The sequence below is a fragment of the Nonomuraea sp. NPDC048901 genome, from assembly GCF_040649695.1.
In the GTDB taxonomy this organism is placed as follows: Bacteria; Actinomycetota; Actinomycetes; order Streptosporangiales; family Streptosporangiaceae; genus Nonomuraea.
This window is the reverse complement of record NZ_JBEZFW010000007.1, coordinates 93855-118709: the sequence shown is the minus strand read 5'-3', so window position 1 is coordinate 118709 and position 24855 is coordinate 93855. Positions and strand designations below refer to the sequence as shown.

Sequence of the window (24855 nt, the reverse complement as noted above, 5' to 3'; positions counted from 1 at the left end):
GAACGACGCTGTCTTGCCACCACAGGAGATGATCTTCAGATGCGTTACCTGGTTTCCGTGATCGATGACAAAAGCAATCCCGGCAGCACGGACAGGCAGCCTGCCATCAGCGCGTTCAACGAACGACTGATCGCCGAGGGCTACTGGGTTTTCGCGGGCGGACTCGCGGACACAGATGCGGCCACGGTCATCGACAACCGGGGCGAGCAGGCGGTGTTCAGCGACGGGCCTTTCGTGGAGTCGAAGGAGTACCTCGCCGGCGTCTGGGTGTGGGAGGCCCCCGATCTGGATGTGGCGCTCAAGCTCGCCGCCGAGGCGTCGAAGATCTGCGATCGGAAGATCGAGGTGCGGCCGTTCCAGTGAGCGACATCGAGGAGGCGATCACCCGGGCCCACCACGACGAGTGGGCGCGGGTGGTGGCCGCGCTGACCAGGCGCTTCGGCGACCTCGACATCGCCGAGGAGGCGGCGGCCGAGGCGTTCACGACCGCCGTCGAGCGGTGGCGGGCCGACGGCCTGCCCCCCAACCCCGGCGCCTGGCTGACCACCACCGCCAACCGCAAGGCCATCGACCGGATCCGACGCGAGAACAAACGCGACGACAAGCACAAGGAGGCCCAGATGGTGTACGACGCCGACCCGCCCGCGCCGCTGGGCGCCATCGACGACGACCGACTCCGGCTGATCTTCACCTGCTGTCACCCGGCGCTGGCGGTGGAAGCGCGCGTGGCGTTGACGCTACGCATGGTCGGCGGTCTTACCGTGCCCGAGATCGCCCGTGCCTTCCTGGTGCAGAGGACCACCTTGGAGCAGCGGATCACCCGCGCGAAGGCCAAGATCACGGCGGCTCGCATCCCCTATCGGATGCCGTCCGCCGACGATCTGCCGGCTCGTGTCTCCGGCGTCCTGGCCGTCCTGTTCCTCGTCTTCAACGAGGGCTACCTGGCCAGCGGCCCCGACACCGATCCCGTACGACACGACCTGACCACCGAGGCGATCCGGCTCACCCGCCTGATCCGCGTGCTCCTGCCGCAGGACGGAGAAGTGGCCGGCCTGCTGGCGCTGATGCTGCTCATCGAGGCCCGCCGCCCCGCCCGGGTCTCGGTCGGCGGCGAACTGGTCCCCCTGGCCGAGCAGGACCGCGGCGCCTGGGACGCGGAACTGATCGCCGAAGGTCATCGGCTGGTACGCGAGCGCCTGGCCGCGGCCGCCGCCGGGGTGGCTCCGGGCCGCTATCAGATTCTCGCGGCGATCAACGCGGTGCACACCTCCGCCCGCGACATCCGCGACACCGACTGGTCGCAGATCCTCGCCCTCTACGACCAGCTCGTCCGCCTCGACTCCTCGCCGATCATCGCCCTCAACCGGGCCATCGCCGTGGCCGAGCTCGACGGGCCGGAGGTGGCGCTGGCCATCGTCGACCGCCTCGCGGAGGCATTGGCCGGCTATCACGCCTACCACGCCACCCGCGCCGACCTGCTGCGCCGGCTGGGCCGAAGTCAGCAGTCACGCGCGGCCTATGACCGGGCCATCGAGCTGGCCGGCAACACCGGCGAGACCGCCTACCTCACCCGACGCCGCGACCAACTGCGGTAGCGCGTCAAGCGGGTGGCCCGCTGCACGACGAATGGCCCGCGCATCGCGTCGGGCCATTCGTCGGGAGATACTTCGCGCTGCCGATCCTGTATGGCGACCGCCTGGGGGCGAACCCGACACCACCACCGACAGCGGCAGGCCACCGAACGCCTAGTTCTTGCTCCAGATCGTCGCGTAGACGTTGTCCTCGACGTTCGTGATGATGGGGTGGTAGCCCAGTCCCTTCAGCTCAAGGGACTTGAGCTTGTAGGTCACGCTGGACAGCTGCAGATATTCCTTCAGTCCGGTCGGGTTGGCCTTGCCCCACACAGTGGTGTAGAGCTTGCCGGGCTCGACCGCCATGGCGACAGGGCTCAGACCCTGCTTCGCCCGCGCCAGGAGCTCCTTGCCGCGCTGCTCCACGGTCTGGCCGGCGGTCACCTGGAGGGTTCCCGTGACGGCCCCGGCAGCCCAAACGGCCGTGTAGAGCGGCTTCTCGGCCGTGCCGTACACGTCCAGCGAGGAAATCTGGTAACCGGCGGCGCCGAGCTGGGTGTTGACGGTCACCAAGGCTTCCTTGGTCAGGTTGGTCTTGGACTGGAGCTTGCGCGTGGTCTTCTCGAAGACCGCCGCGAAGATGGCGCCCGCGCCCGAACCCGTACCAGTGATCATGGTGGGCTGGAAGCCCAGCTGCTGCTGTTCGGTGATGCGCTTCGGCAGGTCGGTGACCGACAGGTCCTGCAGGACGTTCACCTTGCGGGTGGCGTCCTTGACCCATACGGAGGTGTACTCCGGGTTGGCCGCGTTGGTCACGCTCAACGCCGAGGGAACGTAACCCGTCCCCAGCAACTGCTTGATGCGCTGCAAGTGAGCGTTCTCGGTGAGTCCCTGGAGGGAGAGCCAGTTCAGCGGCAGGCTCTGGGCAGCCTGGACGGTCTTGGCGGGCTGCTCGGCCATCGCCGGAGACGAGAGCGCCAGCAAGGGAGCCGTGACCGCCGCGAGAGCCGTGGTGACAGCGACGATTCTCGGAGTGTTCCTCATGGTCCTCCTTAGGTAAAGGTTGTCCCAAAATCGGGGCAAGAAGTGACCATAACAGAGAATGAGCGAATCTTGACCATCTGTCACCGTGATCGTGACAACTATTTGTCAAGAAGGCGGGTGCCGAACGGCCACAACCAGAGGAGCCTTCATGTTTCGGCCGGTCACCGTCGTGCCCAACCCAAGCTGTCAGGTTTGCGCGGCTTGTGCGCGATTGGGGTGCCAGCTTGTGGGCTTGAGTCTGTCTCGCACGGGATCTGGAACGTTGCCTATCGCGAGTTGCCTTGCACTTCCAGGTTGAATCCGTGCCTCCTCAGCTGGTACAGGCGCAGGGATCGCTGAGGGAGGAAGCCGAGCATGCGAGACAGCGTGAAGAAGATCACCTGGTGGACCAATTCGATGGGCATGAGACCGATGAAGGCCCACAGGGGTGATGTCGCGAGTAGCCACGTCGCGCACTGCCGCGCCAGGTAGCCCGAATCGAGCAGGTCGTCGTGTGCCCACCAGCGGTAGGTGTCGGGAAGGCGCTTGTGGAACAGGCGATACAGCGCCCAGTGCCACAGCGGCGGGCGTTCGCGCAGGCGCAGTGCGATACCGCCACGGATGACGTCGAGTGAGTCGCGCAGGGTCGGCCTGGTCTGCTGCGGCTCGGCCAGGTCCAGCAGTGTGCCGATCAACTCCTCACCCCGCGTCTGCCGATATCGGGGCGGGTAGGCCCGCACCAGGAGCCGGCAGCGGCGCTCGTAGGTATCCATGATCACGTCCCGGGTTGGAGTCGTGCGCCGAGGCGGCGCTGCGCGGTGGCGGCCAGGCGGGCCAGGCGGGCGGTCTCCTCGGTCAGGAGCCCGGCGCCCTGACCGGTCAGCTCGTAGTAGCGGCGGTGTCGGCCGTCCACGACCTCTTCGCCGGCCACACGGGCGAGCCCCGCTTCGGTCAGGCGGTCAAGCGCGCCATAGAGGGTGCCCGCGCCGAGGCGTATGCGGTCCTCCGACAGCTCGCGCACGGCTTTGATCACGCCGTAACCGTGCAATGGGCCCTCGGAAAGGGCCAGCAGCACGAGATAGCTCTGTTCACGTAGCGGCATATCCGATATATATCGCTAAACGTACTATTAGGCAAAGAGGCGGACGAGCGCAGAACCGACCGTGCGATGGCGCAGGGTGGGCGGGCGGGCCGCCGTTGGCTCAGGACGGTCCTGCCCGGCGGGCCGGTGGTTTCGCGGCCGGTTGTCGGTGAGGATGGAGGCGTGTCCGCGCGGCTGTCCTGGTTGGCTTCGGTGCGACGACCGCGCCCTCAGGGCCTGGGCTGCGGACCGGGCTCGCGGCCGGGCTGCTGGGCAGCACGCTCACCGTCGCCACCGGGCTGCCCGTACTCGCGCCGGCCACCGGCGGCCCTCAGCTCTGGCTGTTCCACATCCACGTGATCGCGCTGCTGATCGTCGTCGCCGCGCCGTTCGTGCTGGAGATCATCGCCCGCGTCGGCTCCTGAGGGTACGAACTGTTGCTGGCGTTCGCCATGCGAGTCGGTGGTTACCGGTAGAACTGTTGTTGGATTTCTTCGACTCGCTTGGCTGCGACGGATGGTAATCGTGGGGTAATTTTCTGTCACAGCCGGGTGCCTGACTGGCGCTCGGTCCCCGCCCCTGTTGGTGTCCGTATCAACGGGACAGCGTCCGGCGGGGCGGTGGCCCAAGAGGCGCACTTCCTCCAGCAGTGCGCAGTCAGGCCCCGACAGCGCGGTTCTCACCCACGGTCCGCCCGGCTTGCCGGACGGACGCGGCTTCGACTTCCACCGGATCACTGCCCGGCCTCGGCCGGACGCGACGAGACTACGCCGATGTCCGTTTACCGAGGTAAAACACAGGGAATCGAAGACGCTGCGACGTCACTCCCACTCGATGGTGCCCGGCGGCTTGCTCGTCACATCGAGCACCACCCGGTTCACGTCGCGGACCTCGTTCGTGATCCGGGTGGAGATCCGGGACAGCACGTCATAAGGCACCCGCGACCAGTCGGCCGTCATCGCGTCCTCCGACGTCACCGGCCGCAGCACCACCGGATGCCCGTACGTACGCCCATCCCCCTGCACGCCCACCGACCGCACGTCGGCCAGCAGCACCACCGGGCACTGCCAGATCTCCCGGTCGAGACCGGCGCGCGACAGCTCCTCGCGGGCGATCGCGTCGGCCTCGCGCAGCAGGTCGAGGCGCTCCCGCGTGACCTCGCCGACGATGCGGATGCCGAGGCCGGGGCCGGGGAACGGCTGGCGCCAGACCATCGCCGCCGGCAGGCCGAGCTCCTCGCCCGCCCGGCGCACCTCGTCCTTGAACAGGGTCCGCAACGGCTCCACGAGCTTGAACTGCAGGTCCTCCGGCAGGCCGCCGACGTTGTGGTGTGACTTGATGTTGGCGGTGCCCGTGCCGCCGCCGGATTCGACCACGTCGGGGTAGAGCGTGCCCTGCACCAGGAAGTCGACGGGGCCGTCGGCCATGATGGCGCGCTGTTCGTCCTCGAAGACCCGGATGAACTCGCGGCCGATGATCTTGCGCTTCTCCTCGGGGTCGCTGACGCCTTCGAGGGCCTTGAGGAAGCGGTCGGCGGCGTCGACGACGCGGAGCTTGACGCCCGTGGCGCGGACGAAGTCGCGCTCGACCTGCTCGGCCTCGCCCTTGCGCAGCAGGCCGTGGTCGACGAACACGCAGGTCAGCCGGTCGCCGATGGCTCGCTGGACCATCGCGCCGGCCACCGCCGAGTCGACGCCGCCGGACAGCGCGCAGATCGCCCGGCCGTCGCCCACCTGCCGGCGGACCGCCTCGACGGCGTCTTCGACGATGTTGAGCATGGTCCAGGTCGGGCGGCAGCCCGCCGCGTCGAGGAAGTGCTTGAGCACCGCCTGGCCGTGCTCGGAGTGGAGCACCTCAGGGTGGAACTGCACGCCGTAGAGACCGCGCCCGGCGTCCTCGAAGGCGGCGACGGGCGTCTGCTGGGTCGAGGCGGTCACCGTGAAGCCCTCGGGAGCGGTGGCCACGCTGTCGCCGTGGGACATCCAGACCTTCTGCGCGGCGGGCAGCCCGGCGAAGATCACGCCCTCGCTGAGCACGTCGAGGTCGGTGCCGCCGTATTCGGCGACGCCCGTCTGGGCGACCTCGCCGCCCAGCGCCTGGGCCATGGCCTGGAAGCCGTAGCAGATGCCGAACGTCGGCACCCCTGTCGAGAACAGCCCCTGGGGCACGGCGGGCGCGCCCTCGGCGTAGACCGAGGAGGGCCCGCCGGACAGGATGATCGCCTTCGGCTTCTTGGCCAGCATCTCCTCGACCGGCATCGTCGAGGGGACGATCTCGGAGAAGACGTGGCACTCACGGACCCGCCTGGCTATCAGCTGCGCGTATTGCGCGCCGAAGTCGACGACGAGCACTGTGTCGAACTCAGACACCGAGAGGACCCCCCAAAGCGAATGCGGTGCCCCAAGTGTATCGGGGGGTGGCCCCAGAGAATGCTCCCGACCAGCCCGGGGCTGATCCTAGAGGATGCTGCCGATCAGCCCCAGCGGCGGCGAGCCCAGGTCGAACAGGGCCTTGTGGAAGCGCTGCAGCGTGAAGCCCGCGCCCCATTCCTTGCGCGCCTGCTCACGCAGGTCGAGGATGAGCAGCTTGCCCCAGGTGTAGCGGCCGTAGGTGGGGTCGAACGTGGCCCGCCTCGCCTCCGACAGCGCGGCCGGTCCGGCCAGGTGGGTGTCGGACCCGAAACGCCTGGCACCGTCCTCGACCGTCATCTGCCCGGTGTGTACGCCGATGGCGCAGGCCAGCCGCGTGACCCGGATCAACGCCTCCATCCAGACCCCGATCTCGACACGCGGGTCCTGGGCCTCGAACCCCTCCTCGACGCAGAGCTCCTCGGCGTAATGCGCCCAGCCCTCGGCGAACGCCATCGAGTGCAGCAGCCGCCGCACGTCCGAGCCGGCCCGGCGCAGGGCGCGGCCGTGCGAGAAGTGCCCGGGAGCGACCTCGTGCACGTTGATCGCGGGCAGCGTGGTGTCGCTGAACACCTCCAGCCACTCCTCGGCGTCCTGCGCGGGCCAAGCGGGGTCGGGCGGGGTGATGTGGTACCAGGAGGGGCCCTCCGGTTCGCCGGGAGAGTTCCACGACATCATCGCCATCCCCCAGCGGCGCGACGGAGGCGCCAGGCCGACCAGGCACTCGCCGTCGTGGTAGGGCACCAGGTCCTTCTCGCGGGTGAACGCGAGGGCCTTCTCGGTGCCGATCCTGGCCGCCTCGATGACGCCGTCGGCGTCGGGGTGCTGCTTGACCAGCTCGCGTACGACGTCCAGCGGCGCCTCGCCTCGCCGCCCCAGCTTGGCGCAGGACTCGGTGAGCAGGGCCATGAGCCGGTCGCGCTCGGCGTCGGCGCGCTCGGCCAGCCTGCCGAGGTCGACGGAGAGCCCTTCGGTGTCGCCCATCAGCCGGGCCAGCGCGTCGCCACCGAGCGACGCGTCGGGGTCGCCGACCGCCGCCGCCCGCTCGATGTGCGCGACCAGCAGGCCGTGCGCGTCAAGCGCGGCCTCGTCCGTGACACCGGCGGACAGTCCCTGTACGGGTGCGACCAGCGACCTCGCGACGGGCGCGCTGACCCGGTCGAGCGCGGCGATCGCGTACGTCACCGCCTCCGGCCAGCGCGCCAGGTGCGCGGCCTTGGCGGCCTCGCGCTCGGCCTGCGGCGCGTAGTCGCGGTCGTAGCAGGCCAGGTCGAGGTTCGCCAGATGCGGCAGCGGATTGCTCCGGTGCAGCTCCAGCTCGCCGTACTGGGTGCGTAGGCCGTCCTCGAAGACGCGCAGATGCGCCGAGTCGTACGGGTCGGCGGGTGCGGCGCCCTCTCCAAGCCGCGCCAGCCCGGCCCGTACGCCTTCCGGCGACAGGTCCTGGATCTTGCCGTCGTACTCGTGCCTGCCGCCCGATTCGCGGGCGTCGGCGACGTTCAGATCCGTGATGGCGCGGAGCCTGGGGTCGAGTTCCGTCATGCCGCCGACGCTAGCGCACAGGAGCCCAGAAAGGACCTGGCCGATCAGCCGCTGTGAAGGGCCTCGATCGCGTCCAGCAGGGCTTCGAGCGTGGTGTCGTCCGTGGCCGGGGCCATGACCGTGACGCGTAGGTGGCGGACGCCGTCGAGCTCGGCCGAGGTGAGGTAGAAGGCGCCGTCCGCCATGAGGCGTTCGCGCAGGTCCGCGTGGTCGGCGTCGCCGTACCGGAAGCAGACGATGTTGCTCTCCGGTTCGTACGGCAGCGCGAACCCCGGCCGCCGGCGGGCCAGCTCCCAGAAGCGGTGGGCCGTGGCGTACTGGCGTGCGACGTACTCGCCCAGGCCGCGCTCGCCGCGCCAGGCCAGGTTCAGGAAGATCTTGAGCCCGAGCTCGGCCTTGGTGCACTCGACCGTGCGGCCGATGAGGTCGAAGCCGCGCTCGCCGTAGAACAGGTAGCTGGCCTCCTGCTTGAAGGCCGCGTCGAGGTCGTTCTCCCTGCGTACGAGGACGGCGGCGGCCAGGGCAGAGGTACGGAGCATCTTGTGCGCGTCCCAGATGACCGAGTCGGCCAGCTCGATGCCGTCGAGCAGGTGCGCGTGCTCCTCGGCGAGCAGGGCGGAGGCGCCGTGCGCGCCGTCCACGTGGAACCAGACGTCCCGCTCGCGGCACCACTCGCCGATGGCGCGCAGGTCGTCGTACAGGCCGGTGCCCGTGGCGCAGGCGGCCGCGACCAGCGCCATCACCCTACGTCCCGAAATATCCGGCAATTTCGTGATGTCTATGCGTCCGAGGTGGTCTGTCGCCAGCGGCACCATGGCCCGCTGCCCCAGCCCGAGGATCGACGCCGCCCGCGACACCGAGTAGTGCGCCGACTCAGGCGTGAGGATCACCAGGTCGCCGGGCACACCGTCCTCCCATGCCTCGGGTACGGCCCGCGCCCGCGCCGCCAGCAGCGCCGTGAGGTTGGCCAGCGAGCCACCATGGGTGAGCACCCCACCGCCCGCCGGGAACCCCACCTTGGCCAGCATCCACCTCAGCACCTCGAACTCCACCGTGGCCGCCGCCGCGCCCATCTCATAGATGGCCATCGGGTTGTTCGTGGCGCCATGGATGAAGTCGGCCAGCGCGGCGGGGAAGTCGGGCGAGGCGCTCTGGTGGCCCAGGTAGGCGGGGTGGTGCAGCCGGGTCCCCTCGCCGAGGAAGGTCCGCAGGAAGTCCCGGTAGGTCTCGGGCGTCATGCCGCCCTTGGCGATCAGCTCGCCGAGCCTCAGCCGTTCGGCCAGCTCACGGGGTGGGCGGCGGCTGATCGCGGGCTCGTCACCGCGCTGGCTGCGGTCCACGTAGGCCGCCAGCTCGCCGACCGTGATCCCGGCGGCCGCGGTGAACTCCTCGATGTTCCACATACCTCGAAATACTCGTCAATTGGGTGGCGTACGACTAGCCTTGCCGAATTGAGGGGCGGTAATCGTGCATAACGCCGAACTGGATTCGATCGACCTCGCGATCCTGGCCGAGTTGCAGAAGGACGCCCGGCTGCCCAACAAGGATCTCGCCGAGCGGCTCGGCGTCGCGCCCTCCACCGCGCTGGAACGCGTACGTTCGCTGCGCCGCCGCGGGGTCATCACCGGCTTCCGCGCCGCCGTCGACACGGCCCGGCTCGGCCGACCGCTCCAGGCGCTGCTCGCCCTGCGCGTACGGCCGCACACCAGCCGGATCGTGGACCCACTGCGTACGTTCGTGCTGGGGCTGCCGGAGACGATCACGCTGTTCCACGTCGCGGGCACCGAGGACTTCCTGGTGCACGTGGCCGTGGCCGACGCCGACCACCTGCACCGGCTGGCCCTGGAGCGGTTCCTGATCCGTACGGAGATCGTGCACCTGCACACCACCCTGATCTTCAAGACCGAGCACCAGCCCGTCCAGCGGCCGGCCGAAATGGGCTGAAGGAAGATCGCGACAGGTGTGACAATGATCCGCATGTCGCTCCGGATCACCACGCTCGCCGAGCGTCCCGAGTTCGCGTCCGCGCTATGGGAGATGGATCACTCGTGGCGGGTCTTCATGTTCAACGACCCGATCGCCGACCTCTTCTATCCCGTCGCGGCGACGGACTACGCCGATTACGTGCTGGTGGCCGACGACGACGCCGAGCCCGGCCGGATGGTGGCCAGGGGCTGCATGATCCCCTTCCCGGCCGGCGACTTGCCCGATGACGGCTGGGACGGGGTGATCCGCCGAGGGTGGCTGGCCCGCAAGCTGGACCGCCCCCTTGACGCCGTCTCCGCGCTGGAGATCACCGTCAGGAAAGACCTGCTGGGCTCGGGGGTGTCGCCGGCGATGGTGGCCGGGATGCGGGACCACGCGGCGCGGCTGGGGTTCCGGGAGCTGGTGGCGCCGGTCCGGCCGAACCAGAAGCACCTCGAACCGCACACGCCGATGACGGAGTACGCCTTCAGGTCCCGCGAGGACGGCCTGCCGCACGATGCCTGGCTGCGTGTGCACGTACGGGCCGGCGGGGAGATCGTCAAGGTCGCGCCGCGCTCGATGGTGGTACCGGGCACGCTCGCCGAGTGGCGCGAGTGGACCGGCCTGCCGTTCGACCGGACCGGACCGGTCGAGGTCCCTGGCGCGCTCAGCCCGGTGTACTGCGACGTCGCCCAGGATCACGCCGTCTACATCGAGCCGAACGTCTGGGTCAGTCATCGGCTGGGCTGACGCGACCCCCTGGCCTCGCGCCCACCGGTCCGTGGTGGCTGAGGGTCTTTGGAGGGCGAGGAAGCGGCCGCCCTAGCTGCCGGTACGGCGGCGCAGCTCGGCGTCGTATTCCTGGACGTCAAGCCCCTTCCCGGCCGTCCACTTGTCGTCGTGATATGTCGTCAGATGGCGTGGGTGGGCGTCGCCGAGCACGGAGACGATCAGGCCGCTCTCACCCTTGGCGCGCATCCGCTCGACCACCTCCAGGGCGGCCCACAGCGCGGTCCCCGACGAGCCGCCCACGGGCAGCCCGGTGACCTCCCTGATGAGCCGCGCCGCCGCGACACCGGCCGCGTCGGGCACGGGGATGACCAGATCGACGAGGTCCGGCCGGAACCCGGGTTCGATGCGCGGGCGGCCGATGCCCTCGATGCGCGACGGCATTCCGGTCGCGTAGTCGAGCGCGTCGAGCGTCCATCCGGGGAAATAGGCGGAATTTTCCGGATCCGCTACCACCACCCGCGGCACAGGCCAATCGTGGTCGCCGCCGGACGAACCACCGGGCACCGTCGCATGGTCGCCGGACGAATCAACCCTCGGCGTCGCGTGGTCGCGGGACCAGCGGCCGAGTGTCGCCGAGGTCGCGCCCGTGCCCGCGCCGACCACTACCCAGTCAGGACGTACCTGGGCGAACAGCTCGGCGGCCAGATCATGCTCGGCCGCCCGCCCGAACTGGTCGAGGAAGTGCCCCTCGATCTGCCGCGCCGCGTCGTAGATCGCCAGCGGCGGCGTGACGAACCGGCACTCGCCGCCCAGTTCCTCGACCGGCCGTGCCCGCTCCTCGCCGCGCACGCCGGGCATGACCACGATGTACGGCAGGCCGAGCCGCTTGGCGAACCACGCCTGGGCCACGGCCGCGTTGCCACCCGTGGCCTCGACCACCGTGGTGCCCTCGGTGATCAGCCCGTTGAGCACCGCCTGCCGGAACAGCGCCCTGGCGTGCCGGTGCCGCAGGCTGCCGGTGGGCTGAGCGGACTCGTCCTTCAGCAGCAGCGTGACCCCGGGCGCCCCGACGGGGAATTCGATCAGCGGCGTGGGCGCCCCGGCCGCCAGCAGATCCAGCGCCGCCGTCTCCCAGCTCATCCCCAGAGCATCCCCTATGAGAGGGTCACCCGCTCGCCCGGCTCCAGCAGGTGCGCGCGGTCGCCGAGCCCCGCGAGGGACTTGATCAGCGTGTCCCGGCCCTGCGTGAAGTGTCCCCAGTGCTCGAAGTGCAGTGGCACCACGTGACGGGCGCCCAGGATCTCGGCCGCCTCGGCCACGTCGTCGCTGGTCAGCGTCAGGTACGCGTCACCCACCAGCGGCGTCCGCGCCCCTCCGGCGAACAGCACCGCCACGTCCACCGGCCCGACCCGTGCCGCGATGTCCCTGACCACGTCCAGGGAGGCGTTGTCGCCGCTCACGTACACGGTCGGCAGTGCCTCGCCGCTCAGTACGAACCCGGTCACCTCGCCCACCAGGTGCTCGCTCCCGTCGGGCCCGTGCTGCGCGGGCACGCCGGTGATCCGCAGCGCGCCGCCGCCGGGGCGTACCAGCTCGGTGTGCGTCCAGTTCGGCAGCGCCCGCACCGGCTCGCCGATCCGCTCGGCCGCCGAGCCCGTCGACAGCACCACCGGCGCCAAGGACAGGAAGGCGCGCCCGGCCTTGTCGAGGTTGTCGGGATGCTGGTCATGGGAGAGCAGGACGGCGTCCACGGTCCCGGCGTCGTCCGGCCCGAACGCCGGTCCGGCCGTCTTGATCAGCGCCCGGTTCCCGATCGGGTAGTCGCCGGGCGGGTCGAATGTGGGGTCGGTCAGCAGCCGCACCCCGCCGATCTCCAGGACCGCGGTCGGGCCGCCGACGTAACGAATCTCCATGGAGATCATGACACCCGCGCCGCACGCGGTATTCCGCCCCGCATCCCTCACATACCTACTTAAGGCGCAGCCTCTTCATCGTCTTGAGCGTGGTGACCAGGGCGCCCGCCCATTTGTCGTACGTCATGCCGAAAGGCGGCTCGAAGCCCAGCCACGTGGCCTGCGAGGCGACCGTCTGCGCCTCGGTGTAGCGGAGGAGGCCCTCGGCTCCGTGCCGGCGGCCCAGCCCGGACGCCTTCATGCCACCCATCGGCGCGTCGTAGGAGGCGTACGCCGAGCCGTACCCCTCGTTGATGTTGACCGTGCCCGCCTTGATCCGGGCGGCGAGCGCGCGCCCCCGCGCGAGGTCGGAGGTCCAGACGGAGGCGTTGAGCCCGTAGATGGTGTCGTTGGCCAGCGCCACCGCTTCGTCATCCGAGGAGAACCGGTAGAGGCCGACCACCGGGCCGAACGTCTCGTTGCGGCAGAGCCGCATCTCCTCGGTGATCCCGGAGAGCACGGTGGGCTCGTAGAACAGCGGGCCGAGGTCGGGCCTGGCCTTGCCGCCGGTCAGCACGGTGGCGCCGTGGGCCACGGCGTCGTCCACGTGCGCGCTGACCGCGTCCAGCTGGCGCCGCGAGGTGAGCGAGCCCATCTGGACCGACCAGTCGTGGCCCGCGCCCATCTTGAGCTCGGCGGCCTGTGCGGCGAAGCGCTCCGCGAACGCGTCGTACACGGCGGTGTGCACGTACAGGCGCTCGATCGACAGGCAGAGCTGGCCCGCGTTGGTGAAGCAGGCGCGGATCGCGCCCTGGACGGCGAGGTCCAGGTCGGCGTCGTCGAGCACCACCATCGGGTTCTTGCCGCCGAGCTCCAGCGAGCAGCCGATGAGCCGCTTGGCGGCCTCCTCGGCGATCTTCCTGCCGCCCCGGGTGGAGCCGGTGAAGGCTACATAGTCGGCGCCGTCGAGCAGCGCGTCGCCGACCTCGGCGGGCTCGCCGAGCACGACCTGCCAGACCTCGCGCGGCAGGCCCAGCTCGGCCAGCAGGTCGATGGTCCACAGCGTCGACAGGGCGGTCTGCGTGTCGGGCTTGTGCACGATGGCGTTGCCGGCGAGCAGCGCGGGCACGGCGTCGGTGACGCCCAGGGAGAGCGGGTAGTTCCACGGCGTGATCAGCGCGACCACACCCTTGGGCCGGCGCAGCTCCGTCACCCGGGTGGCCACGGGGAAGATGCCGGCGCGCCGGCGCGGGGCGAGCAGGCCGGGCGCGCGCCGGGCGAAGTAGAGGCTGCAGCCCGCCACGTCCAGCACCTCCTCGAAGGCGTGCTTGCGGGCCTTGCCGGTCTCGTTCTGGACGATGTCGAGGATCTCGTCCCTGCGGTCGAGGATCGCATCGTGCAGCAGCAGGAACGGCCGCGCCCGCTCCGCGACCGGCCGCGCGGCCCACTCCGCCTGCGCCGCCCGCGCCTTCCCATATGCCTCATGTACGTCATCCACCCCGGAAACCGGCAGGTCGGCAAGGGGTTCGCCGGTGAACGGTGCGGTGATCTCGGTCGTCTTGCCGCTGGACGTCACATGCATGGCAGCAGGTTATTCCGGATCGCTACCGGCGGGTAGTTTTTGCCAATCCATGGCATGGGGACAGAATCCCTTTATGCCTTCCTTCGCGCCACTCAGACCGGGAGACCCCGAGAGGCTCGGCGGTCTGCCTCTCCTAGGACGGCTGGGCGAAGGCGGCCAAGGCGTCGTCTACCTGGCCAGAGACCCGGCGGGCACACACGTGGCGGTCAAGTGGCTGCGCCCCGACCAGGCCGGCGACGAGGTGAGCGTGGGCCGGTTCCTGCGGGAGGTCCAGGTCGCCCAGCAGGTGGCGCCGTTCTGTACCGCCGCGGTGCTCGGCACGGGCATCGAGCACGACCGGCCGTACATCGTCAGCGAGTTCATCGAGGGCCCCTCCCTCCAGCGGGTCGTCCAGGAGGAGGGCCCGCGCACCGGCACGGCCCTGCACCGCCTGGCCATCGGCACGGCGACCGCGCTGGCCGCGATCCACCAGGCCGGGATCGTGCACCGTGACTTCAAACCGGCCAACGTGATCATCGGCGCCGACGGGCCACGGGTGATCGACTTCGGCATCGCCAGGGCGCTCAACGCCACCTCGACGATCAGCAGCATGCCCGTCGGCACGCCCTCGTACATGCCGCCCGAGCAGGTGATGGGCCACACCGTCGGGCCGGCGGCCGACCTGTTCTCGTGGGGCAGCACGATCGTGTTCGCCGCCTCGGGACGCTCGCCGTTCGGCAGCGACACGATGCCCGCGGTGATCAACCGGGTGCTGAACCACCAGCCGGACATGAGCGGGCTGCACGGTCCGCTGCTCGACGTGGTGGCCGCGTGCCTGTCCAAGGATCCGGCGCAGCGGCCGACGGCGGAGCAGGTGATCATGCGCCTGCTGCAGCACCCGGTGCCCAACTCCGGCATGCTCGCCCAGGCCGCGGCGGCCGCCGCCCCGGCGGAGCCCTGGCAGGCGGCGCCCTACGGTCAACCGCCCGTGACCGGTCAACCTCTTCACATGGGGCCGCCCTCCATGCCTGGAGGGCCGCCTTCGGTGCCCGGCCACCACCACGGACCGCCGTCCATGGGCGGCGGCGGCGGATACCCGCACACGGGCGACCACCGGCCGACGCACCCGAGCCCGTACACCGCCGGACGCTCCCAGCAGAAGAAGAGCAGGGCGCCCATCGTCATCGGCGTGACCGTGGCCGTCGCGCTGCTCGTGCTGGCCGGCGTCGGCGTGGTCATCAGCCAGACCAAGCCCCCGGCCGCCACACTGACCGCCAACAGCCGCGCCTCCACCACGGCGTCCGCCAGGAATCCCAGCACCACGCCGACGGGCGTGCCGCGGAGGGGCACGAAGCGGGCAATACCCGGCGGCACCATTTCGCTGTACGAGAATTCGGCCGACCCGATCACGCTGACCTCGTACGAGGTCTACAACAAGAAGGCCGACGACTGGATCGACTACGCCCGCAACTCGCTGCGCGGCACGTTCACGAAATACTCCGGCAACTGGGAGACGCTGGTCTCGCCCGACGGCCACTCCATGGTCGGCCGCGGCCGCAACTACACCTCCGACAACTACGACTCGGTGATCATCACCGACCGGCGGTCCGGCGACAGGACCTCGATCAAGACCGTCCGCAAGCCGTTGATCAGCAGCATCCGCGCCTGGTCGAAGGACGGCAAGAAGATCCTGCTCAACATCGAGAAGGAATCGGGCAAGGACTGGCTCTACCTCGGCTTCGTCATCGTGGACGTGGCCGCGGAGGACGCCAAGGTGGTCACCGTGTCCGACACCTCGATCCGCAAGACCGCCTTCGGCTGGGACGGCGAGGAGGAGGGCGTGGTCAACATGTCCCCCGGGCGGGGCCTGCGCTTCTTCGACACGAGCGGCAAGGCCACCCGCACCATGGCGAACATCGGCTCACTGGCCTCCGGCACGCAGGACATCTTCTCCCCCTCCGGCAAGGTGTTCATCACGAACTGCCCCAAGGGCGGAGACGGCGACCACTGCGTCTGGAACACGGAGATCGGCAACCGGGTCCGCCGGTTCACCTCCGACTGCGACAAGGTCCTCGGCTGGTACGACGAGACCCACCTCTACTGCTGGGAGCAGGACAACTCCACCAGGGATGAGATCCAGGTGGTCGACTTCCAGGGCAAACTGGTGCGCAAGCTGCTCGACATCCCCGAGAACCTTGACTTCAGCCCGGTCTTCACGGTCGACCCCCCTGGATGATCGTGAACCGCTCGGCGCGGAGATCCGTCAATGAGGTCATGAAGACGCTGATCCGTACGGTCGTGGCCGGGGCGGCCCTCGCGACGGCCATCTCCGCCTGCACCTCGGCGCCGGGGGGCACCACGCCCGTGAAGCAGCGCCTGCAGGTGCGCCTGGTCTCCTACAACGGGTGCGACGACATGCTCGCCGGGCTGCGCGAGCACGCGGCGAGCAACGTCGGCCAGTGGGGCTTCGGCGGCCCGGTGCCCATGTACATGACCCGCCAGAAGTCCATGGAGGCGACCAACGACGCCGCCCCGGAGCACTCCACGACCAACACCCACGAGGCGGGAGTGGACGAGCCCGACCTGGTCAAGACCGACGGCAACCGGATCATCACGGTCGCGGGCGGCACGCTGCGGATCATCGACACGGCCACCAGGAAGATCACCGGATCCGTCAAGCTCACCAAGGCCGACGAGCCCGCCTACGCCCCCGCCGACCTGCTCGTCTCGGGCGACCGCGCGCTGGTGCTGTATCGCGGGGGCGACATCATGTACAAGGGGTTCGCGCCTGTGGGCGAGACCAGATACCTGCTGGTGGACCTGTCCGGTGAGCCCAAGGTGCTCGGGACGATCAAGCCGCAGGGCACGTACGTGGACGCCAGGATGGTCGGCTCGACCATCAGGCTCGTCACCCGCAGCCAGCCCGACATCACCTTCCCGGAGCCGAAGCAGAACGCCTCCGAGGCCGAGATGAAGAAGGCGAACGCGGACGCGGTACGCCGGGCGCCGCTCGACGCCTGGCTGCCCAAGATCCAGATCACGGACGCGGCCGGGACCGTCACCAAGAAGACGGTCGACTGCGCGCGGGTCAGCCATCCGGCCGACTACACCGGCACCTCGCTGCTGACCGTGCACACCATCGACCTGGCCCAGGGCCTCACGGAGGCGGGCACCGACCCGATCAGCCTCGCGGCCGACGGCGACACGGTCTACGGCACCGGCCAGAGTCTGTACGTGAGCAGCAATCCGCGCTGGTGGTGGCCGGTGCCGCTGGCGGCCGTGGAGGACACACCCCAGGCCCCCGCCACCGAACCCGACCCGACCGAGCCCAGCCCCTCGGCCAAGGTCACCCTCAGCCCTTCGGCCCAAACCACCGTCAGCCCCGAGCCCACCCCGACTGCCCCGCCCGAGGAGACCGAGGTTCACCGGTTCGACATCAGCAAGCCGGGTCCGCCCTCCTATGTGGCCTCGGGCAAGGTGCCCGGACGGCTGCTGAACCAGTACTCGCTGTCGGAGTACGAGGGCAGCCTGCGCGTCGCCACCACGCTCAACTCCGAGGCCCAGAAGACCAGCACCAGCAGCGTGTACGTCCTCAAGGCCGACACCCTGGACAAGGTCGGCGAGGTGGGCGGCCTGGGCGAGGGCGAGCGCATCTACTCGGTCCGGTTCATCGGCCCGGTCGGCTACTGCGTCACGTTCAAGCAGGTAGACCCGCTCTACACGCTCGACCTGCGCGACCCGGCCGCCCCCAAGGTGACCGGCGAGCTGAAGATCACCGGCTACTCCGCCTACCTCCACCCCGGCGCCGACGGCCGGCTGATCGGGATCGGGCAGGAGGCCAGCGAGAAGGGCAGGACGCTCGGCACGCAGATCTCGCTCTTCGACGTCAGCGACCCGGCGAATCCGAAGCGGCTGTCGCAGATGTTCCAGAAGAACTCGGGCTCCGAGGCGGAGTGGGACCCGCACGCGTTCCTGTACTGGCCCAAGACCGGCCTGTCGGTCATTCCGCTCAACACCTACGCGGAGAACAAGGAGGAGATCGGCGCCGTGGTCCTGAAGATCGACGACGCCGCGGTGACGAAGCTCGGCATGATCAAGCATCCGGTCCAGCGGCCGAAGGACGGGGCGTACCAGCCGAGCATCCAGCGCGCGATGGTCATCGGCGACTCGATCTGGACCGTCTCCACGGACGGCGTCCAGGTCAACGACGCGACCACGCTGGCCGAGCAGGCGTACATCCCACTCCACTAAAAGCCCCAATGAGAGGGCCGTTGAAAGGCGTCACTGCTCCGGGAGGGCGACCGGCACGATCTCGGGTGCGCCGAGTCTGATCGCGTCGGCCTCCTGGTCGGTGTCCTGCTCCTGGGACAGGCGTTCGGCCTCGACGCGCTTGGTGAAGTACTCGACCTCGCGCTTGACCTGCTCCCCGTCCCAGCCGAGCGGCTGGGCGAGGAGCTCGGCGGCCTCGTGGGCGCTGGCCAGGCCGCGGTGGAAGGTCTCGATCGAGATGTGCGTCCGCCTGGTCAGTACGTCGTTGAGATGCCTGGCGCCCTCGTGGGTGGCCGCGTAGACGATCTCCGCGCGCAGGTAGTCGTCGGCCCCGCCGAGCGGCCGGGCCAGCGACCTGTCGTGGTCTATCAGCTCCAGGACCTCGTCGACGAGCGAGCCGTACCGCTGGAGCAGGTGCTCGATGCGGGCCACGTGCAGGCCCGAGGTGTGGGCGAGCCGGTGCCTGGCGTTCCACCTCGCCTGGTAGCCCTCGGCGCCCACGAGCGGGATGCGGTCCGTGCACGACCTCGGCACCCGCTGGTCGAGCCCGTGGGCGACGGCGTCGACGGCGTCCTTCGCCATAACCCGATAAGTCGTATATTTCCCGCCGGCGATCATCACCAGACCGGGAACCGGATGCGCCACCACGTGCTCACGCGACAGCTTCGACGTCTCCTCCGACTCACCCGACAGCAGCGGCCGCAGCCCCGCGTAGACGCCCTCGACGTCGTCCCGCGTCAGTGGCACGGACAGGACGGCGTTCACGTGGTCGAGGAGGTAGTCGATGTCGACCCGCGACGCCACGGGATGCGCCTTGTCCAGCTTCCACTCGGTGTCGGTGGTCCCGATGATCCAGTGCCGCCCCCACGGAATCACGAAAAGTACGGATTTTTCGGTGCGAAGGATGATTCCGGTGAGCGAGTGGATCCGGTCGCGCGGCACCAGCAGGTGGACGCCCTTCGACGCCCGTACATGGATCTGTCCCCGGCCGCCCACCAGCTCCTGGATGTCGTCGCTCCACACGCCGGTCGCGTTGACCACCTGCCGGGCGCGTACGTCCAGCTCGGCGCCGCTCTCCAGATCGCGCACCCGCACCCCGGTGACCCGCTCCCCCTCGCGCAGGAACCCCACGACCTGGGCCCGTGGCGCCACGTGCGCGCCGTAGGTGGCCGCCGTACGCAGCATCGTCATCACGTAGCGCGCGTCATCGACCTGCGCGTCCCAGTACTGCACCGCGCCCGTGAACGCGGTCCGCTTCAAGGCGGGCGCCAGCCGCAACGCCCTGCTCCTGGACAGGTGCCGATGCCCCGGAACCCCGCGAGCCAGCCCCGTGGCGAACCCCAGCGTGTCGTAGAGGGCCACCCCCGCCCCCACGTACGGGCGCTCCCACCCGAGGTGGGTCATCGGGAAAAGGAACGGCACCGGCCGGACCAGATGCGGCGCGATCCGCTGCAACAGCAGCGCCCGCTCCTGCAGCGCCTCCCTGACCAGCTCGAAATTGAGCTGCTCCAGGTAGCGCAGGCCGCCGTGGATCAGCTTGGAGGATCGCGACGACGTACCGGAAGCGAAGTCGCGCGCCTCCACCAGGCCGACGTCGAGCCCTCGGGTGACGGCGTCGAGCGCGATCCCCGCGCCGACGACTCCCCCGCCGACCACGACCACGTCGAGTTCCTGTGCCCCCATCCAATCCAGCGCCGAGGTCCGCTCTCCAGGCCCAAGCCGGGCGATTCCCCTTCCCGCCATGCCCCTCCTCTTACCCGCCGCAGGCTCTTCTGCGACAAACTCCACTCTTTTCTTGTACGGCACGTATGGGCTACTCGCCACCCGCCGACCATGGCTGGGGTCCTCAGGAGAAGGCTCTTGTACGGCAAGCATGGGTTACCCGCCACCCGCCGACCATGCCTGGGGTCCTCCAGGAGACGGCCTCTGACCGGATGGTGGCCGAGCGCCGTTACGGCCCGCGGAAGTGTTGGGGAACACCCTGAGGCGGAGGCGGGAATGCGGGGGCGTCAGGCGCGGATGACCTTTACCCCCGCGTCGGTCAGCTCGCCGGCGAGGGAGTCGGAGAGCTGGGCATCGGTGACGAGCGTGTCGATCTGGTTGATGGGACAGATGCGGGAGAACGCCCGCTTACCGATCTTGGAGGAGTCGGCCACCACCACGACCTGCGCGGCACGACTGATGAGCAGGTGGTTGACGCTGGCCTCCCCCTCGTGGTGGGCCGAGGCGCCCAGCTCCACGTCGAGCGCGTCCACGCCGAGGAAGGCCACGTCGAGCGTCACCTGTTCGAGCACGCCCGACGCCAGCGGACCGATGAGCTCGTAGGACTGCGGCCTGGCCACGCCGCCCGTGACCACGATCTTGACGTGCTGGCGGACCGTGAGCTCCGAGGCGATGTTCAGGGCGTTGGTGACGATGGTGACGCCCGATTCGAGTGCTGGGCTGGTGGCCAGCGTGCGGGCCAGCTCGGAGGTCGTGGTGCCGCCGTTGAGCCCGATCACGGCGCCCGGCGAGACCAGCTCGGCGGCCGCCGCGGCGATGAGGTGTTTCTCGTCGGCGTGCCGGGCGGTCTTGTAGCGCAGCGGGAGGTCGTAGCTGACGCTCTGCGCGACGGCCCCGCCCCGCGTGCGCATGAGCATCTGCTGCTGCGCGAGCTGGTCGAAGTCGCGGCGGATCGTGGCGGTGGAGACGTCGAGCTCCTGGGCGGCCTCCTCGACGGAGAGCCGTCCTTCCTGCGCGAGCAGCTCGAGAATCGCGTTCCAACGATCGTAGCGGGACACGATGCCTCCCCTTTGAGATCCGTCGGGCCAAGCGTGGCACAACCTGGGAGGTCAAGCCACCGGTGCAAATTTCTGCTCCTTTATGCTATAAAAACAGCAGAAACAATCAATCGCCGGGGAGGCAAGTGGTGACCACCCACACCGAGGCCGAGATCGACTCCCAGCCCGAGTGCTGGCGTCGCGCCGTCGCGGACGTACCCGTCGACGCGCTGCCCCGCCCCGGTGAGCGGGTCGCCGTCGTCGGCTGCGGGACGTCGTGGTTCATCGCGATGGCCTACGCCACCCTGCGCGAGCGCGCGGGGCTGGGCGAGACCGACGCGTTCGCCGCCTCGGAGGCCCCCAACGGCCGCTCGTACGACCGCGTGCTGGCTCTGACGCGCTCCGGCACCACGACCGAGGTGCTCGAACTCCTGCGCAGGACCGACGCCAGGACCACGGCCATCACCGCCGACCCGAACACACCGGTCATGACGGCCGCGGACGACGTCATCGTGCTCGACTACGCCGATGAGCAGTCGGTGGTGCAGACCCGGTTCGCCACCACGCAGCTGGCCATGCTCCGCGCCAGCCTGGGCGAGGACCTCACCCAGGCGATCGCCGACGCCGAGCAGGCCGTGGCGGCCCCGCTCCCCGCCGAGCTCACCGACGCGGAGCAGTTCAGCTTCCTCGGCATCGGCTGGTCGGTCGGCCTGGCCCAGGAGGCCGCGCTGAAGATGCGTGAGGCGTCACGGTCGTGGACCGAGGCGTACCCGGCGATGGAATACCGTCACGGCCCCATCAGCATCGCCGGCCCCGGCCGTGTCACCTGGATGCTCGGCGCCGCCCCCGAGGGCCTGCGCGAGCAGGTCGAGGAGACCGGCGGCACATTCTTCCAGACCGGCCTCGACCCGATGGCCGAGCTGATCAGGGCGCAGCGGGTCGCGGTCGCCAGGGCGTTCGCCAGGGGTCTCGACCCGGACGAGCCCCTGCACCTCACCCGATCTGTGATCCTTTCTTCATGAGCCTTACTCTTGCCGACGCCCGCATCGTGACTCCCGAGGGAGTCCACGACGGATGGTTGACCATCGAAGACGGCCGCATCACGCACGTCGGGCACGGAGCCGCCCCTCGCGCGGGCCACAGCCTGGGCGGGCGGCACGTGGTGCCCGGCTTCGTCGACCTGCACAACCACGGCGGAGCGGGCGGCTCGTTCCCGACCGGCGAGCAGGACCGAGCGCGTGACGCCGTGGCGCTGCACGAGCGCCACGGCACCACGACGATGGTGGCCAGCCTGGTGACCGGCGCGCTCGACGACCTGGCCCGCGCCACGTCGTCATTGGCCGAGCTGTGCGACGACGGCCTGCTGGCCGGCATCCATTTCGAAGGCCCGTACATCTCACGGGCCCGCTGCGGCGCCCACAACCCCGGGCTGCTGCGTGAGCCGTCTCCTCGGGAGTTCGGCGAGCTGCTGAAGGCCGGACGCGGGCACGTACGCATGCTGACCATCGCCCCCGAGCTGCCCGGCGCCCTTGAGACGATCCGCATGGCCGCCGCCGAGGGCGTGCTCGCCGCGCTCGGCCACAGCGACGCCACCTATGAGCAGACGCTGGCCGGCATCGAGGCCGGCGCGACCGTGGCCACGCACCTCTACAACGCGCTGCCGCCGCTCGGCCACCGTACCCCCGGCCCCATCGCCGCGCTGCTGGAGGACGAGCGGGTCACGATCGAGCTGATCAACGACGGCGTGCACGTGCACCCGGCCATGCTGCGGCTGGCCTACGAGGTGGCCGGGCCCGCCAGGACCGCGCTGATCACCGACGCGATGGCCGCCGCCGGCATGGGCGACGGTACGTATGTGCTGGGTTCCATGGACGTGATCGTCACCGACGGCGTCGCCAGGCTGGCCGAAGGCGACTCGATCGCGGGCAGCACGCTCACCATGGACGTGGCCTTCCGCCGCGCCGTCCAGGAGATGGGCCTGACGCTGTCCGAGACGGTCCAGCTCACCTCACTGACGCCGGCCCGTGTGCTGGGCGTCGCCGACCGCGCCGGCTCGATCGCCGTGGGCAAGGCGGCCGACCTGGTGGTCCTGTCCGACGAGCTGGAGGTAGCGGGCGTGATGAAGCGCGGAGCCTGGGTCGTGGAGCCCTGATGATCCTCACCGTGACGCTCAACGCCGCCCTCGACGTCACCTACCAGGTGCCCCGCGTCGACTGGGACGGGGTCAACCGCGTCGCCGCCGTACACCGGCGGGCCGGCGGCAAGGGCGTCAACGTGGCCCGCGTCCTGGCCGCGCTCGGCCAGGACGTGCTGGTCACCGGCCTCGCGGGCGGCCCGACCGGCCAGGCCATCGAGGCCGACCTCCAGGCGGCCGGACTGCCGCACGCCTTCGTGGAGATCGCGGCCGACTCGCGCACGACGCTGGTGGTCGCGGATTCCGGCCAGGCCGTGGCGGGCGACGAGCAGGGTCCCGGAGCCAGCGCCGTGGCGGGCGTCGGGCGGGGTTCCGGAGGCCAGACCGCGCTGTTCAACGAGCCGGGGCCGGAGGTCACGGCGGTCGAGTTCGGGCGGATGGTCGGCCGTTTCACCGACCTGTTGGCCACGGCGGAGGCGGTCGTCATCTCGGGCAGCCTGCCCAGGGGTGTGCCGCTCGACGCGTACGCGACGCTGGCCGCCGTCGCCGCCGAGCACGGCGTGCCCGCCATCGTGGACGCCGACGGCGAGCCGCTGCGGCACGCGCCCGGTGGCCGCCCCTCGATCGTCAAGCCGAACGCCGAGGAGCTCGCGCGGGCCGTGCCGGAAGGCGGTCCCGAGGAGGGCGCGCAGGCGCTGCGCGGTCGCGGGGCCGAGTCGGTGGTCGTGTCGATGGGCGCCGACGGTCTGCTGGCCGTCACGCCCGACGGGATCTTCCGGGCGCGCATGCCGTACAAGGTGGAGGGCAACCCGACCGGTGCCGGTGACTCGCTGGTCGCCGGGCTGGCGCTGGGGCTCGTGGAGCGGTCCCCGTGGCCCGAGCGGCTCATCCGGGCGGCGGCACTGGGCGCGGCGGCGGTCGCGGCGCCCGTGGCGGGCGACTTCGACCGCGACGTCTACGCCGACATCCACCCCCGCATCGTCATCGCCTGAGAAACCGCCTTCACCGCCTGAGCCTTCGTCGTCCGAGCCCTCGTCGTCCGAGCCTTCGCCATCTGAAGAATCGCCTGAGGAACCGTCAAAGGAGCCGTCATGCCCCTCGCCCGAATCGGCGACATCGTCCGCGAATCACCTGCGGGAGTGGGCGCGTTCAACGTGATCCAGTTGGAGCACGCCACCGCCATCGTCGCGGGCGCCGAGGCCCTGGGCCTGCCGGTCGTCCTGCAGATCAGCGAGAACTGCGTCCGCTACCACGGCGCCCTGGAACCCATCGCGCTCGCCTGCCTCGCGGTCGCCAGGGGGGCCGTGGTGCCGGTGGCGGTGCATCTCGACCACGCCACCGATCGCGCCCTGGTCGAGGAGGCGGTGGAGCTGGGCGTCGGCTCGGTGATGTTCGACGCGTCGGCGCTGCCCGACGAGGAGAACGTGACCGCCACCGCCGACGTGGCCGCCTGGTGCCACGAGCGCGGCGTGTGGGTGGAGGCCGAGCTGGGCGAGGTGGGCGGCAAGGACGGCGTGCACGCGCCGGGCGCGCGGACCAAGCCGCACGAGGCGGTGGACTACGTGGCGCGTACCGGCGTCGACGCGCTGGCCGTCGCCGTGGGCACCTCGCACGCGATGACCACCAAGGACGCCGTACTCGACCTGGACCTCATCGCCGAGCTCCGCGCCGCCGTGGCGGTCCCTCTGGTGCTGCACGGCTCGTCGGGGGTGCCCGACGACACCCTGCGCGCGGCCGTACGGCACGGCATGAAGAAGATCAACATCGCCACGCACCTGAACAAGGCGTTCACCGGTGCCGTACGCGACTACCTGGCCGGCGACGAGAAGGTGGTCGACTCGCGTAAGTACCTGCGGGCGGGCCGCGACGCGGTGGCCCGCGAGGTGACCCACCTCCTCGGCGTCCTCACGGGCTGAGC

General features: G+C 70.1%; 22 protein-coding genes. 10 read left to right on the top strand and 12 right to left on the bottom strand.

The genetic code is table 11. The features are described 5' to 3' along the window. Positions 1–39: 39 nt before the first annotated feature. Both AB0C30_RS25185 and AB0C30_RS25180 read left to right on the top strand, forming a co-directional pair. On the top strand, positions 40–363 hold the full coding sequence (locus AB0C30_RS25185) for a YciI family protein (RefSeq protein WP_357948390.1): 324 nt from the start codon (positions 40–42) through the stop codon (positions 361–363). Beyond that, positions 360–1595 (top strand): sigma-70 family RNA polymerase sigma factor, encoded by a 1236-nt coding sequence (locus AB0C30_RS25180; RefSeq protein WP_357948387.1) that lies wholly within the window; start codon positions 360–362, stop codon positions 1593–1595. The genes AB0C30_RS25185 and AB0C30_RS25180 overlap by 4 nt, the downstream gene beginning before the upstream one ends. Positions 1596–1745: 150 nt before the next feature. Here AB0C30_RS25180 and AB0C30_RS25175 read toward each other — a convergent pair whose 3' ends face one another. The 7 genes from AB0C30_RS25175 to AB0C30_RS25145 all read right to left on the bottom strand — a co-directional run bounded on the left by AB0C30_RS25175 (position 1746) and on the right by AB0C30_RS25145 (position 9028). Beyond that, positions 1746–2615: a hypothetical protein gene (locus tag AB0C30_RS25175; protein WP_357948385.1), complete on the bottom strand. Its 870-nt coding sequence runs from the start codon at positions 2613–2615 to the stop codon at positions 1746–1748. 266 nt (positions 2616–2881) lie between these two features. After that, the gene (locus tag AB0C30_RS25170; RefSeq protein ID WP_357948383.1) at positions 2882–3367 is read right to left on the bottom strand and encodes a hypothetical protein; all 486 of its coding nucleotides are present in this window, start codon (positions 3365–3367) and stop codon (positions 2882–2884) included. A 2-nt stretch (positions 3368–3369) separates the two neighbouring features. After that, entirely contained in the window at positions 3370–3696 is a 327-nt protein-coding gene (locus tag AB0C30_RS25165; RefSeq protein WP_357948381.1) for a helix-turn-helix transcriptional regulator, read from the bottom strand. 310 nt (positions 3697–4006) lie between these two features. Beyond that, positions 4007–4129 carry a hypothetical protein gene (locus tag AB0C30_RS25160; protein ID WP_357948378.1) on the bottom strand — a complete coding sequence of 41 codons (123 nt, stop codon included), beginning with the start codon at positions 4127–4129 and terminating at the stop codon, positions 4007–4009. Between the two features lie 367 nt (positions 4130–4496). Next, positions 4497–6044 carry a glutamine-hydrolyzing GMP synthase gene (guaA, locus tag AB0C30_RS25155; protein ID WP_357948376.1) on the bottom strand — a complete coding sequence of 516 codons (1548 nt, stop codon included), beginning with the start codon at positions 6042–6044 and terminating at the stop codon, positions 4497–4499. An 87-nt stretch (positions 6045–6131) separates the two neighbouring features. Next, complete coding sequence (locus AB0C30_RS25150; RefSeq protein WP_357948373.1) at positions 6132–7625, bottom strand: DUF885 family protein; 1494 nt, start codon at positions 7623–7625, stop codon at positions 6132–6134. Positions 7626–7669: 44 nt separating this feature from the next. Next, positions 7670–9028 carry a pyridoxal-dependent decarboxylase gene (locus AB0C30_RS25145; RefSeq protein WP_357948370.1) on the bottom strand — a complete coding sequence of 453 codons (1359 nt, stop codon included), beginning with the start codon at positions 9026–9028 and terminating at the stop codon, positions 7670–7672. Positions 9029–9092: 64 nt separating this feature from the next. On the opposite strand from AB0C30_RS25145, the gene AB0C30_RS25140 reads away from it, so the two are divergent. Both AB0C30_RS25140 and AB0C30_RS25135 read left to right on the top strand, forming a co-directional pair. Next, a complete protein-coding gene (locus AB0C30_RS25140) occupies positions 9093–9569 on the top strand; it encodes an Lrp/AsnC family transcriptional regulator (RefSeq protein ID WP_357948368.1) in 477 nt (158 codons plus the stop codon). Between the two features lie 33 nt (positions 9570–9602). Then, positions 9603–10340 (top strand): N-acetyltransferase, encoded by a 738-nt coding sequence (locus tag AB0C30_RS25135; RefSeq protein WP_357948365.1) that lies wholly within the window; start codon positions 9603–9605, stop codon positions 10338–10340. Between the two features lie 72 nt (positions 10341–10412). Here the strand turns inward: AB0C30_RS25135 and AB0C30_RS25130 are convergent, their stop codons facing one another. From AB0C30_RS25130 to AB0C30_RS25120, 3 genes are read right to left on the bottom strand one after another with little or no spacing between them, the layout of a single operon-like run. After that, positions 10413–11462: a pyridoxal-phosphate dependent enzyme gene (locus tag AB0C30_RS25130; protein WP_357948363.1), complete on the bottom strand. Its 1050-nt coding sequence runs from the start codon at positions 11460–11462 to the stop codon at positions 10413–10415. Between the two features lie 14 nt (positions 11463–11476). After that, positions 11477–12235, bottom strand: a complete 759-nt coding sequence (locus tag AB0C30_RS25125; protein ID WP_357948361.1) for an MBL fold metallo-hydrolase — start codon at positions 12233–12235, stop codon at positions 11477–11479. A gap of 55 nt (positions 12236–12290) precedes the next feature. Then, positions 12291–13796, bottom strand: coding sequence for a succinic semialdehyde dehydrogenase (locus AB0C30_RS25120; RefSeq protein ID WP_357948358.1), 1506 nt, complete (start codon positions 13794–13796; stop codon positions 12291–12293). A 73-nt stretch (positions 13797–13869) separates the two neighbouring features. Between AB0C30_RS25120 and AB0C30_RS25115 the strand changes: the two genes are divergently transcribed. Together AB0C30_RS25115 and AB0C30_RS25110 are read left to right on the top strand one after the other, a co-directional pair. After that, positions 13870–16011: a serine/threonine-protein kinase gene (locus AB0C30_RS25115; protein ID WP_357948355.1), complete on the top strand. Its 2142-nt coding sequence runs from the start codon at positions 13870–13872 to the stop codon at positions 16009–16011. Between the two features lie 38 nt (positions 16012–16049). After that, the gene (locus AB0C30_RS25110; protein ID WP_357948352.1) at positions 16050–18026 is read left to right on the top strand and encodes a beta-propeller domain-containing protein; all 1977 of its coding nucleotides are present in this window, start codon (positions 16050–16052) and stop codon (positions 18024–18026) included. A 30-nt stretch (positions 18027–18056) separates the two neighbouring features. Here the strand turns inward: AB0C30_RS25110 and AB0C30_RS25105 are convergent, their stop codons facing one another. Next, complete coding sequence (locus AB0C30_RS25105; protein WP_357948350.1) at positions 18057–19787, bottom strand: glycerol-3-phosphate dehydrogenase/oxidase; 1731 nt, start codon at positions 19785–19787, stop codon at positions 18057–18059. A 266-nt stretch (positions 19788–20053) separates the two neighbouring features. Continuing rightward, positions 20054–20824 (bottom strand): DeoR/GlpR family DNA-binding transcription regulator, encoded by a 771-nt coding sequence (locus tag AB0C30_RS25100; RefSeq protein ID WP_357948347.1) that lies wholly within the window; start codon positions 20822–20824, stop codon positions 20054–20056. A 128-nt stretch (positions 20825–20952) separates the two neighbouring features. Between AB0C30_RS25100 and AB0C30_RS25095 the strand changes: the two genes are divergently transcribed. The 4 genes from AB0C30_RS25095 to AB0C30_RS25080 all read left to right on the top strand — a co-directional run bounded on the left by AB0C30_RS25095 (position 20953) and on the right by AB0C30_RS25080 (position 24853). Continuing rightward, on the top strand, positions 20953–21825 hold the full coding sequence (locus AB0C30_RS25095; protein ID WP_357948344.1) for an SIS domain-containing protein: 873 nt from the start codon (positions 20953–20955) through the stop codon (positions 21823–21825). Next, entirely contained in the window at positions 21822–22955 is a 1134-nt protein-coding gene (gene nagA, locus AB0C30_RS25090; RefSeq protein ID WP_357948341.1) for an N-acetylglucosamine-6-phosphate deacetylase, read from the top strand. Before AB0C30_RS25095 ends, nagA begins: the two co-directional genes overlap by 4 nt. Next, positions 22955–23929 (top strand): 1-phosphofructokinase family hexose kinase, encoded by a 975-nt coding sequence (locus tag AB0C30_RS25085; protein WP_357948338.1) that lies wholly within the window; start codon positions 22955–22957, stop codon positions 23927–23929. The genes nagA and AB0C30_RS25085 overlap by 1 nt, the downstream gene beginning before the upstream one ends. A gap of 99 nt (positions 23930–24028) precedes the next feature. After that, positions 24029–24853, top strand: coding sequence for a class II fructose-bisphosphate aldolase (locus AB0C30_RS25080; RefSeq protein ID WP_357948335.1), 825 nt, complete (start codon positions 24029–24031; stop codon positions 24851–24853). Positions 24854–24855 lie beyond the last annotated feature (2 nt).